Below are 11,448 nucleotides of genomic sequence, written 5' to 3' on the forward strand. Positions count from 1 at the left end.
CCCCTATTGTGTCAAATAAACCAATAGTAGATATGATTGAAACCATTGAGCATTATGCTCAAAAGCAGCCTAATTTTCCGGTCTACAATGTCCTTGGAGAAGAGCATACCTATGGCCAATTGAAGGCTGATTCAGATAGCTTAGCAGCCCATATTGACCAAATGGGACTTCCTGAAAAGTCACCTGTTGTGGTCTTTGGTGGCCAAGAATATGAAATGTTAGCAACCTTTGTGGCCTTGACCAAATCTGGCCATGCTTATATCCCAATTGATAGCCATTCTGCCTTGGAGCGCGTGTCTGCGATTGTTGAAGTAGCAGAGCCAAGCTTAATCATCGCCATCAATGAGTTTCCAATTGAAAACCCAGCTGCTCCAATCATGTCCTTGGAGCAAGTGCGTGAAGTTTATGCGGCTCAACATGCCTATGATTTGCAACATCCGGTCAAAGGGGATGATAACTACTACATCATCTTTACCTCTGGTACAACTGGAAAACCAAAAGGGGTGCAAATTTCGCATGATAACTTGCTCAGTTTCACCAACTGGATGATTACAGATAAAGAGTTTGCGACGCCAGAGCGCCCACAAATGTTGGCGCAACCACCCTATTCCTTTGACTTGTCTGTCATGTACTGGGCACCGACCCTAGCTCTTGGAGGAACGCTTTTTGCTCTCCCGTCAGCCATCACTCAAGACTTCAAACAACTCTTTGCGACGATTTTTTCTCTTCCGATTGCTATCTGGACATCGACACCATCTTTTGCAGATATGGCCATGTTATCTGAAGATTTCAATGCTGAAAAGATGCCAGGGATCACCCATTTCTACTTTGATGGGGAAGAGTTGACTGTTAAAACTGCTCAGAAATTACGCGAACGTTTCCCAAATGCGCGCATCATCAATGCTTACGGGCCAACAGAAGCAACAGTTGCTTTGTCGGCAGTTGCTATTACAGATGAGATGTTAGCGACACTTAGACGCTTGCCAATTGGTTACACCAAAGAAGATTCTCCAACCTTCATCATTGATGAGGCAGGAAATAAATTGCCAAATGGTGAGCAAGGTGAGATCATCGTGTCTGGACCGGCTGTTTCAAAAGGTTATATGAATAATCCTGAGAAAACAGCAGAAGCTTTCTTCGAATTTGAAGGTTTGCCAGCCTACCACACTGGAGATGTTGGAACTATGACAGATGAAGGTCTTCTTCTTTACGGTGGACGGATGGACTTCCAGATCAAGTTTAATGGCTATCGTATTGAACTAGAGGATGTCTCTCAAAACTTGAACAAATCCAAGTACGTTGAATCTGCTGTTGCAGTTCCACGTTACAACAAGGATCACAAGGTCCAAAATCTCTTGGCCTATGTTATCTTAAAAGATGGGGTCAAAGAACAATTTGAGCGCGAAATTGATATCACGAAAGCTATCAAGGAAGACTTGGAAGATATTATGATGTCTTACATGATGCCATCTAAGTTTCTTTACAGAGAGGAATTGCCACTGACTCCAAATGGCAAGATTGACATCAAAGGATTGATTAACGAGGTAAACAATAGATGATGGAGCTTCTTAAACAGCTTCCTCATATTGAGCCTTATGGGAATCCTCAGTACTTTTTGTATGTGATTACTGCTATTTTGCCAATCTTTATCGGTCTTTTTTTCAAAAAACGTTTTGGCTGGTATGAATTATTGGTTAGTCTGTTCTTTATAGTCACTATGTTGACGGGAGGCAAGACCAATCAATTAGCTGCCTTAGGAATCTATCTAGTTTGGCAAATGGTACTGGTTCTTTTTTACAAGCAATATCGAAAAGTCCGAGACGGTAAGTGGATTTTCTACCTAGTAAGTTTATTATCATTGCTTCCCATCGTCTTTGTCAAGGTGCAACCAGCTATTAACGGTACACAGTCTCTCCTGGGATTCGTAGGAATTTCTTATTTGACATTTCGTTCAGTGGGAATCATCATCGAACTTAGAGATGGAGTCATTAAGGATTTGAAGATGTGGGAGTATTTGCGTTTTCTTCTCTTTATGCCGACATTTTCAAGTGGTCCTATTGATCGTTTCAAACGTTTTAATGAAAATTATCAGACGATACCAGAGCGCGATGAGTTGATGGATATGCTAGCTGAATCCGTTCGGTATATCATGTGGGGATTTCTGTATAAATTTATCCTAGCTCATATTTTAGGCGAGATCTTATTACCACCGCTAAAGAATTTAGCTTTACAAACAGGTGGCGTCTTTAACTATTATGTAGTAGCCATCATGTACACATTTGGTTTGGAGCTCTTCTTTGACTTTGCAGGTTACTCTATGTTTGCTATAGCTATTTCAAATCTGATGGGAATTCGTAGTCCGATCAACTTCAACAAACCTTTCTTGTCAAGAGATTTGAAAGAGTTTTGGAATCGCTGGCACATGAGTTTATCCTTCTGGTTTCGTGACTTTGTCTTTATGCGCATGGTCATGGTGATGACGAGAAAGAAGATTTTTAAGAATCGAAATGTTACTTCAAGTGTTGCCTATATCCTGAACATGCTCCTTATGGGGTTCTGGCATGGGATAACATGGTTTTATATCGTTTACGGGTTCTTTCATGGGTTAGGTTTAGTGATTAATGATGCCTGGGTTCGAAAGAAAAAAGCGCTCAATAAGGAACGTAAGAAAGCAGGGCAAGCTCCCTTGCCTGAGAATCGCTGGGTTCAGTTGCTTGGCATGGTTATAACTTTCCATGTCGTAATGATTTCATTCTTAATCTTCTCTGGATTTTTGAATGATTTATGGTTTAAAAAATAAAAGGAATTAAAAAATGGATATCAAATCAGAAGTTATTGAAATTATTGATGAATTGTTTATGGAAGATGTTTCTGACATGATGGATGAGGATCTTTTTGATGCAGGTGTCTTGGACAGTATGGGAACAGTTGAATTGATCGTGGAAATCGAAAACCGCTTTGATATTCGTGTCCCGGTTACAGAATTTGGCCGTGATGACTGGAATACAGCTAATAAAATCATAGCCGGAATTACGGAGTTAAAGAATGCTTAAACGCCTGTGGTTAATCTTTGGGCCTATCTTTGTAGCGGGATTGTTGGTTCTTCTACTAATCTTTTTTTATCCAAGTACAAGAAGCCATAATCTGACGGAGGAGAAATACTCTGCGGCTTCTGTTAGTACAGAGAGCTTTAAGGAGAGAAGCCAAAAAGTGAGAGCTCTAACAGACCCTAATATGCGTTTTGTCCCTTTCTTTGGTTCAAGTGAATGGATTCGTTTTGATAGTATGCATCCAGGAGTATTAGCTGAAAAGTACAATCGCTCCTACCGCCCTTATTTTATGGGGCAGGCAGGGGCTGCTTCACTCAGTCAATTTTTTGGGATGCAACAAATCACGTCTGAACTTGAAAACAAACAAGCGGTATTTGTAGTCTCTCCGCAGTGGTTTACCAAAGAGGACCATGAATCAACTATTTTTCAAACCTATTTTAACAATGATCAGTTGACTGCTTTCTTGGAAAATCAATCTGGGGATGTGGCCGCTCAGTATGCGGCTAATAGACTCTTGAAGCAGAATCCAAGAGTACCGATGAAGGGGATTGTTGAGAAGTTAGCTAAGAACGAACAATTGTCGGACTTTGATCATTCAATCATTACAGCTTCTGCAGAGTTCAATGAAAAACAAGCTGCTCTTTTTGGTCAATTCTCGATTCGAGGCCGATTAAAGTACAAAAATCATGTTGAGAAATATTTGAGCAGTCTCCCAGATCAATTTTCTTATGAAGAATTGGAAAATATCGCTCGAAAAGAGGGCGAAGAAAATACAACCAATAATGATTTGGGAATGGAGAACCATTTTTACAATACTCAGTTAAAGAAAGATTTGAAAAAGTGGGAAGGATATCAAAAAAATTACAACTTTCTCAAGTCATCTGAGTACAATGATTTGCAGTTGGTCCTTAATCAATTTGCCAAGTCTAAGGTCAATGTGCTCTTTGTTTTTCAGCCTGTCAATAAAAAATGGATGGATTATACTGGACTGAGTGAGGAAATGTATCAACACGCAGTTGAAAAAATTCGTTACCAATTGGAAAGCCAAGGTTTCACCAATATTGCTGATTTTTCAAAAAATGGAGGGGATCCCTACTTTGTTAAGGATACGATTCATATTGGTTGGTTGGGCTGGTTGGCGTTTGATAAGGTTGTAAATCCTTTTTTGAGCAATCCAACAACCGAACTTAATTACCAAATGAATGATCGTTTCTTTAGTCAAGATTGGGCGGATTACGATGGTAACATCAAAGATTTTCAATAATATAGAAAAGGAGTTTGAGCTTTTTGTTCAGACTTTTTTTTGAAATGTCGGATAGGTTACCTTCAAAAAGGTTAAAAGTTTTAAAATGATGCTAAATAGCTTATAATGGTAAAAGAAAGAAGAGAAAGGGATTTCAATATGAATAAACGTTTTTTGTTGCCTGTCCTATCGACAGCCCTATTAGCTCCAGCCTTTTTAGCTGGACAAGTCTATGCTGAAGAAAGTACTAGTACTTCAGAAGTTACAGAAGTTGTGAGTACTGCAGAAGCACCAGTAGTGGCAGCAACTCCTGAGGTTGTTACAAGTCCGGAAACGCCAGCTGAAGAACCTGCACCTCAAAAAGAAGAAGCAGATACTGTTATCTTGCATACTAATGACGTGCATGGTCGTATCGTAGAAGAAAAAGGAGTAATCGGAGATGCCAAACTCGCAACGGTTATTGAGAAGGAGCGAGAAAAGAGCGATCAAACAACTCTAGTGGTGGATGCAGGGGATGCCTTCCAAGGTCTGCCAATTTCAAACTCTACAAAGGGTGAAGCTCGTGCCAAGATCTTAAACGAGATGGGCTATGATGCTATGGCTGTAGGAAATCATGAGTTCGACTTTGGACTTGATGAAGTTAAAAAATACAAAGAAATTTTGAACTTCCCATTGCTCAGCTCAAACACTTATGTTAATGGAGCTCGTCTATTTGAAGCAGCAACAATTGTTGATAAGAATAAGGATGTTGAAGGTGATGAATTTGTCGTCATCGGTGTGACAACTCCTGAAACAGCTACCAAGACCCACCCTAAAAATGTTAAAGGCGTAACCTTTACAGAACCGATTGCAGAGGTTAACAAGGTTATCGAAGAAATTCAAGCTAAAGCCTTGGCAGAAGGCAAAGACTACAAACACTATGTTGTCCTCGCTCACTTGGGAGTTGATACAACAACACCTGTAGAATGGCGTGGTTCAACACTTGCAGAAGCACTTTCAAAAAATCCTCTTTTGAAAGGTAAGCGTGTTACAGTGATTGACGGTCACTCTCATACAGTAGAATCGACTACTTATGGTGACAATGTGACATACAACCAGACAGGAAGCTATCTCCATAACGTTGGTAAAATCACATACAAATCTCGACAATTATTAGGTAATCCTTCACTCATTGCAGCTGCTGATGCTAAGAAATTGGAAGCTAATCCAAAAATTGAAAAACTTGTCAAGGACATCAAACAAAAGTATGATGCTGAAAATGCTATAGAAGTTGTTTCAAATAGTCCAGTTGAGTTGAATGGTGACCGTGAAAATGTTCGTGTCCGTGAAACCAACCTTGGGAATGTCGTAGCAGATTCTCTCTACCAGTATGGTCAAACAGGATTTAGTCATCCAACAGATATCGCTGTAACAAATGGTGGTGGCTTGCGTGAAACGATTGCCAAGGATAAACCAATTACAAAAGGAAATGTCATTGCGGTTTTACCATTTGGAAACACAATTTCACAAATCCAAGTAACTGGTCAGCAAGTTTTTGACATGTTTGAAAAATCACTCGGATCTATTTTGCAGGTTGATAAGGCAGGAAAAACTGTCTTGGATGAAAATGGTCAACCATTGCTAGAACCAAGTGGTGGATTCTTACAGATTTCAGGATCCAAGGTCTATTACGATACAAACCTAGCTGCAGGCAAACGTGTCTTGGCTATTCAAGTTAAGAATCGTGCGACTGGTCTTTATGAAAAACTAGATTTGGAAAAAGTTTACTACCTAGCAACCAATGACTTCCTTGCAGCAGGTGGTGACGGTTACACCATGCTTGGTGGTGCCAGAGAAGAAGGCCCTTCAATGGATGCTGCCTTTGAAGATTACCTTAAAACAGCTGATTTGACTCAGTATGAAAAGGTAAATCCAAATTCACGCACGATTTCTGTGGATTCAAAAACATTTAAACTACCAGAAGAGCAAGATCCAGCTAAACCAGGAAAAGATTCAGCAACAGATCCGGCTAAACCAGAAAAAGATCAAGCAATAATTCCTACTCAACCAGGAAAAAATCAGGGAACAACTCCGGCTAATTCAAGAAATGATGCAACTAAGCCAGGAAAAACTCAAGAGACCACTCCAGCTAAAACTGAGAAGGACTCAGCAACAAAAACAACTCCATCAGGAAAAAATCAAGGAACAACTCCTGCCCAAACATCTACTGTAAAAGTTGATTATAAGGTTGCAGATAAGTTTGCTAAAAAAACAGTAGTCTCAGAGAAACTACTTCCAAATACAGGTAGTGAGCAATCTATTTTCATGATGCTATTGGGTATGATTCTTGGAGCGACTGCCCTCTGGACTAGTCGTAAACAAGAAAAATAATTCTACAAGATGAAAACATCTCGGGTGTTTTCATCTTTTTTCTTGACTCCGTGCTTGGATGTGATATACTTAACTAGTAAAGGAATGGTGTGATACTCAATAAAAATCAAAGAGCAAACTAGGAAGCGAGACGCAGGCTGTACTTGAGTACGCCAAGACGAAGCTGACGTGGTTTGAATTTGATTTTTGAAGAGTATGAAAACCTTGTATTTATAGAAATTCCGTTCTGAGACAGGAGCAAATCATGAGACAGTTGGCAAAAGATATTGATCAATTTTTAAACGAGATTATTTTAAAAGCTGAAAATCAGCATGAAATTTTGATTGGTCATTGCACGAGTGATGTGGCCTTGACCAATACCCAGGAGCATATTCTCATGCTTTTATCAGAGGAGTCGCTAACCAACTCTGAGTTGGCGCGTCGTCTCAATGTCAGTCAAGCTGCCGTTACCAAGGCTATCAAATCCTTGGTTAAAGAGGGGATGTTAGAGACATCTAAGGATCCCAAGGATGCGCGCGTTATCTTCTATCGACTGACAGACTTAGCACGACCAATTGCTGAGGAACACCAGCATCATCATGAACATACCCTCTCGACTTATGAACAGGTTGCCACTCAGTTCACACCAAACGAACAAAAAATTATCCAGCGGTTTTTAACTGCTTTAGTAGGAGAAATCAAGTAATGAGATACATCACAGTAGAGGATTTGTCCTTCTATTATGACAAGGAGCCGGTTCTTGAGCATATCAACTATAGTGTTGATAGTGGGGAGTTTGTCACACTGACAGGAGAAAATGGAGCGGCAAAGACTACTCTTATCAAGGCTAGTCTAGGTATTTTACAACCGAGAATTGGGAAAGTAACCATCTCAAAGACAAATATTCATGGGAAAAAATTAAGAATTGCCTATCTTCCTCAGCAAATTGCAAGTTTTAATGCAGGCTTTCCAAGTACTGTTTATGAATTTGTCAAATCAGGTCGCTACCCAAGAAAAGGCTGGTTCCGTCGTTTGAATGCCCATGATGAAGAACACATCAAGGCTAGTTTAAACTCAGTTGGCATGTGGGAACATCGGGATAAACGCATTGGTTCTCTTTCTGGTGGGCAAAAGCAAAGAGCGGTCATTGCACGTATGTTTGCTTCAGATCCAGATATCTTTATCTTGGATGAGCCAACGACAGGGATGGATGCTGGCACCAAAAATGAATTTTATGAGCTCATGCACCATAGTGCCCACCATCATGGCAAGGCTGTTTTGATGATTACTCACGATCCTGAAGAAGTTAAGGATTACGCAGATCGTAATATCCACCTTGTTCGTGACCAAGATTCGCCTTGGCGTTGCTTCAACGTCCATGAAAGTGATCAGGAGGTGGACCATGCTTAATCTACTGTCTTATGATTTTATGCAGCGAGCCTTTTTAGCTGTTATTGCCATGAGTCTCTTTTCACCGGTTCTGGGGACCTTCCTTATCTTGCGTCGCCAGAGTCTTATGAGTGATACACTGAGTCACGTCTCCCTTTCAGGTGTTGCCTTTGGCTTGGTTTTGGGGATTTCTCCGACCATCTCAACCATTGTGATTGTCTTGATTGCAGCGGTCTTCCTTGAATACCTACGCACGGTTTATAAAAGCTTTATGGAGATTGGGACAGCCATTCTCATGTCTACAGGACTTGCAGTTTCACTTATTGTTATGAGTAAAGGTAAGAGCTCTAGTTCTATGAGTCTGGACCAATACCTGTTTGGTTCTATCGTGACTATTAGTCAAGAGCAGGTAATTGGGCTCTTTGTCATTGCAGCGGTTGTTTTAATCCTGACCTTCCTCTTTCTAAGACCCATGTACATCTTAACTTTTGACGAGGACACAGCTTTTGTAGATGGTTTACCTGTACGTACCATGTCTATCCTCTTTAACATGGTGACGGGTGTGGCTATTGCTCTTATGATTCCAGCTGCAGGGGCACTTTTGGTATCAACCATCATGGTTTTGCCAGCTAGTATTGCTTTGCGTTTAGGGAAGAACTTTAGTTCGGTGATGATTCTTGCTAGCGCCATTGGCTTTCTGGGCATGGTTGCGGGACTCTATATTTCCTATTATGCAGAGACACCACCGAGTGCAAGTATCACCCTTATCTTTGTAGTTGTCTTTTTATTAGTCAGCTTACTCAAACGTTTTATCAAATAGGAGAAAAAAAATGAAAAAACTAGGCCTACTTTTTGCAAGTCTTGTGACGGTATTCTTAGTGGCTTGTTCCAATCAAAAACAGGCAGACGGGAAATTAAACATCGTTACAACTTTCTACCCTGTCTACGAATTTACCAAGCAAGTAGCAGGCGATACAGCCAATGTCGAGCTCTTGATTGGGGCAGGGACAGAACCACATGATTATGAACCATCTCCTAAGGCAGTCGCTAAGATCCAAGACGCCGACGCCTTTGTGTATGAGAACGAAAACATGGAAACTTGGGTTCCCAAATTGTTAGATTCCCTAGATGCGAAAAAAGTAAAAACAATCAAGGCGACTGGAGATATGTTGCTTCTTCCAGGAAGTGAAGAAGAGGAGGACCATGACCATGGTGAAGAAGGTCATCATCACGAGTATGATCCTCACGTCTGGTTGTCTCCTGCGCGTGCCATTAAGCTTGTAGAGCACATCCGTGACAGTTTATCAGCTGACTATCCTGATAAAAAAGCAACCTTTGAGCAAAATGCAGCTGCCTATATCGAGAAATTGCAAGCTCTGGACAAGGCCTATACTGAAGGACTTTCTAGTGCAAAACAAAAGAGTTTTGTGACTCAACATGCAGCCTTCCGTTATCTTGCCTTGGACTACGGACTCAATCAAGTCTCTATCTCAGGACTTTCACCAGATGCGGAACCCTCAGCAAGCCGCTTGGCAGAATTGACCGAATATATCAAGAAGAATAAGATCTCTTATATCTACTTTGAAGAAAATGCCTCACAAGCTCTAGCGAATACTCTTTCAAAAGAAACAGGAGTTAAGTTAGACGTTCTAAATCCTCTTGAAAGCTTGACAGAAGAGGATATGAAGGCCGGTGAGAACTATATCTCTGTCATGGAGAAAAACCTCAAGGCACTCAAGCAAACAACGGATCAGGCAGGAGCAGAAATAGAACCTGAAAAGGTAGAGGAAACTAAAACAGTTCATAATGGCTACTTTGAGGATGCCGATGTTAAGGACCGTACTCTAAGTGATTACGTTGGTAACTGGCAGTCAGTCTATCCTTTCCTTGAAAATGGGACTCTTGACCAAGTATTTGACTACAAGGCTAAATTGACTGGCAAGATGACCAAGGATGAGTACAAGGCCTACTATCAAAAAGGTTACCAAACAGATGTAAGCAAGATTAACATTACAGATAATACTATGGAATTCATCCAAGGAGACCAAAGTAAGAAATATACTTACAAGTATGTCGGCAAGAAAATCTTGACTTATAAGAAAGGAAATCGTGGAGTCCGTTATCTCTTTGAAGCAACAGATGCGGACGCTGGACAATTCAAGTATGTTCAGTTTAGCGACCACAATATCGCTCCGGTCAAGGCAGAGCATTTCCATATCTTCTTTGGAGGTACTAGCCAAGAAGCTCTCTTTGAAGAGATGGACAACTGGCCAACCTATTATCCAGATAACTTATCTGGTCAGGAAATTGCCCAAGAAATGTTGGCTCATTAAGATACGAATCACATGATAAAAGCGGACAGGAAAGTTTTCTGGTTATCAGAATCCTCTCTTGTCCGCTTTTTTGAGTTTTGTAAGTTGAAGAGCCATTGTCCCTATTTATGTGCTTATAAATTTATTCAGTTTCAAGCTTACTTTATTTGTCAAAGCCTTGTAAAGCTTTTTCGCGTTCTTCTACTTGTCCCTTGGCATCTAGTTTGTTACCACCGTAAACTGCCGTTTCCCATGATCCATACATTGGATTTGGGAAGATGATGAATTTTTCACCAAATTCTTTTTGCAATTCTTCAAGTTGTTTGTCACGATCAGCTTCAGAAGTTTTAGAAAAATCTGCAAAGTCTACAAGGTTATCACCAAATAGTAACACAAGATTTGTTTTTTCTTGAACAGCTTGGCGACGACCTTCTTTAGATTTTACACCACTCTCTAGGAACATGAGATGGTCACGTCCCTGTACAGGGATACCTTCGTTTTCTAGATTTTTAATGGTAGCATCTACTTGGTCAACTGAGCGGTCAGAAATATAGTAGATTTGGACACCATTTTGATCGGCAAACTGAAGAAAATCTTTAGCACCTGGGACGGCTTTAGCTGCAGCTTTTTGGACCCAAACATCCCAATTTTCAGGTGTGAATGCTGTTCCATCTTTGACATTTTGAACTTGGTAAGGACTGTTGTCTAAGACTGTTTCATCCAAGTCCAAAACAATCGAATAAGGCTTGTCTGATTCTGTTTTCAGTAATTCCTTTAGACGATCTGTAGCAACATTATAGCCTTGTAGATACAAAGCTTTTGTTTCAGCTGCTTTTTGATACCAGAGAGTTGACATGGTATTTTCTCTAGACCGTAACTGGTCGTAAGTCATTGTAATCTGATTGTCAGATGAGTTATTAGCGGATGTTTGTGTTTCTGTGGATTTTGTAGCGCAGCTGGTCAATAAGATGACAGATGCAAGTGCAGAAACGACTGTAACAGTGGTTTTAGCTGTTTTCATAAAATGTCTCCTGTCTATTAATTTCAATAACAGTATAGCATGGGGAAATAGTTAAGGCAAGCGTTTTCCTAAATATGGACTTGG

Annotated in this window: 10 protein-coding genes; 9 read left to right on the forward strand and 1 reads right to left on the reverse strand. The window is 40.5% G+C overall.

All coding sequences use genetic code 11. From position 1 onward, the window contains the following. Positions 1 to 8 precede the first annotated feature (8 nt). The 9 genes from dltA (at position 9) to AB2B50_RS08975 (ending at position 10,364) form a co-directional block, all read left to right on the forward strand. Positions 9 to 1,559 carry a D-alanine--poly(phosphoribitol) ligase subunit DltA gene (dltA, locus tag AB2B50_RS08935; RefSeq protein WP_320693072.1) on the forward strand — a complete coding sequence of 517 codons (1,551 nt, stop codon included), beginning with the start codon at positions 9 to 11 and terminating at the stop codon, positions 1,557 to 1,559. Then, the gene (dltB, locus tag AB2B50_RS08940; RefSeq protein WP_320693071.1) at positions 1,556 to 2,800 is read left to right on the forward strand and encodes a D-alanyl-lipoteichoic acid biosynthesis protein DltB; all 1,245 of its coding nucleotides are present in this window, start codon (positions 1,556 to 1,558) and stop codon (positions 2,798 to 2,800) included. Before dltA ends, dltB begins: the two co-directional genes overlap by 4 nt. A 13-nt stretch (positions 2,801 to 2,813) precedes the next feature. Continuing rightward, positions 2,814 to 3,053, forward strand: a complete 240-nt coding sequence (gene dltC / locus AB2B50_RS08945; protein ID WP_075227755.1) for a D-alanine--poly(phosphoribitol) ligase subunit DltC — start codon at positions 2,814 to 2,816, stop codon at positions 3,051 to 3,053. Continuing rightward, entirely contained in the window at positions 3,046 to 4,314 is a 1,269-nt protein-coding gene (dltD, locus tag AB2B50_RS08950; protein WP_320693070.1) for a D-alanyl-lipoteichoic acid biosynthesis protein DltD, read from the forward strand. Before dltC ends, dltD begins: the two co-directional genes overlap by 8 nt. Before the next feature lie 138 nt (positions 4,315 to 4,452). Then, complete coding sequence (nt5e, locus tag AB2B50_RS08955; protein ID WP_320693069.1) at positions 4,453 to 6,663, forward strand: cell surface ecto-5'-nucleotidase Nt5e; 2,211 nt, start codon at positions 4,453 to 4,455, stop codon at positions 6,661 to 6,663. 244 nt (positions 6,664 to 6,907) lie between these two features. Further along, entirely contained in the window at positions 6,908 to 7,348 is a 441-nt protein-coding gene (adcR, locus tag AB2B50_RS08960; protein WP_320693068.1) for a zinc-dependent transcriptional regulator AdcR, read from the forward strand. Beyond that, positions 7,348 to 8,052 carry a metal ABC transporter ATP-binding protein gene (locus tag AB2B50_RS08965; protein ID WP_049548546.1) on the forward strand — a complete coding sequence of 235 codons (705 nt, stop codon included), beginning with the start codon at positions 7,348 to 7,350 and terminating at the stop codon, positions 8,050 to 8,052. Before adcR ends, AB2B50_RS08965 begins: the two co-directional genes overlap by 1 nt. Continuing rightward, positions 8,045 to 8,851: a metal ABC transporter permease gene (locus AB2B50_RS08970; protein WP_075227759.1), complete on the forward strand. Its 807-nt coding sequence runs from the start codon at positions 8,045 to 8,047 to the stop codon at positions 8,849 to 8,851. The genes AB2B50_RS08965 and AB2B50_RS08970 overlap by 8 nt, the downstream gene beginning before the upstream one ends. Before the next feature lie 10 nt (positions 8,852 to 8,861). Then, complete coding sequence (locus tag AB2B50_RS08975; protein WP_320693067.1) at positions 8,862 to 10,364, forward strand: zinc ABC transporter substrate-binding protein AdcA; 1,503 nt, start codon at positions 8,862 to 8,864, stop codon at positions 10,362 to 10,364. Positions 10,365 to 10,506: 142 nt separating this feature from the next. Here the strand turns inward: AB2B50_RS08975 and AB2B50_RS08980 are convergent, their stop codons facing one another. Then, positions 10,507 to 11,364 carry a 5'-nucleotidase, lipoprotein e(P4) family gene (locus tag AB2B50_RS08980; protein WP_060956258.1) on the reverse strand — a complete coding sequence of 286 codons (858 nt, stop codon included), beginning with the start codon at positions 11,362 to 11,364 and terminating at the stop codon, positions 10,507 to 10,509. Between the last annotated feature and the right edge of the window lie 84 nt (positions 11,365 to 11,448).

This window comes from Streptococcus fermentans (assembly GCF_040888305.1).
GTDB classification, from domain to species: Bacteria; Bacillota; Bacilli; order Lactobacillales; family Streptococcaceae; genus Streptococcus; species Streptococcus fermentans.

What these genes read in the sequence shown, in the direction of transcription:
- adcR (WP_320693068.1), top strand. Translation starts at nt 6,908, where the DNA reads ATGAGACAGTTGGCAAAAGATATTGATCAATTTTTAAACGAGATTATT.
- AB2B50_RS08980 (WP_060956258.1), bottom strand. Translation starts at nt 11,364, where the DNA reads ATGAAAACAGCTAAAACCACTGTTACAGTCGTTTCTGCACTTGCATCT.
- nt5e (WP_320693069.1), top strand. Translation starts at nt 4,453, where the DNA reads ATGAATAAACGTTTTTTGTTGCCTGTCCTATCGACAGCCCTATTAGCT.
- dltB (WP_320693071.1), top strand. Translation starts at nt 1,556, where the DNA reads ATGATGGAGCTTCTTAAACAGCTTCCTCATATTGAGCCTTATGGGAAT.
- AB2B50_RS08965 (WP_049548546.1), top strand. Translation starts at nt 7,348, where the DNA reads ATGAGATACATCACAGTAGAGGATTTGTCCTTCTATTATGACAAGGAG.
- dltD (WP_320693070.1), top strand. Translation starts at nt 3,046, where the DNA reads ATGCTTAAACGCCTGTGGTTAATCTTTGGGCCTATCTTTGTAGCGGGA.
- dltC (WP_075227755.1), top strand. Translation starts at nt 2,814, where the DNA reads ATGGATATCAAATCAGAAGTTATTGAAATTATTGATGAATTGTTTATG.
- AB2B50_RS08975 (WP_320693067.1), top strand. Translation starts at nt 8,862, where the DNA reads ATGAAAAAACTAGGCCTACTTTTTGCAAGTCTTGTGACGGTATTCTTA.
- AB2B50_RS08970 (WP_075227759.1), top strand. Translation starts at nt 8,045, where the DNA reads ATGCTTAATCTACTGTCTTATGATTTTATGCAGCGAGCCTTTTTAGCT.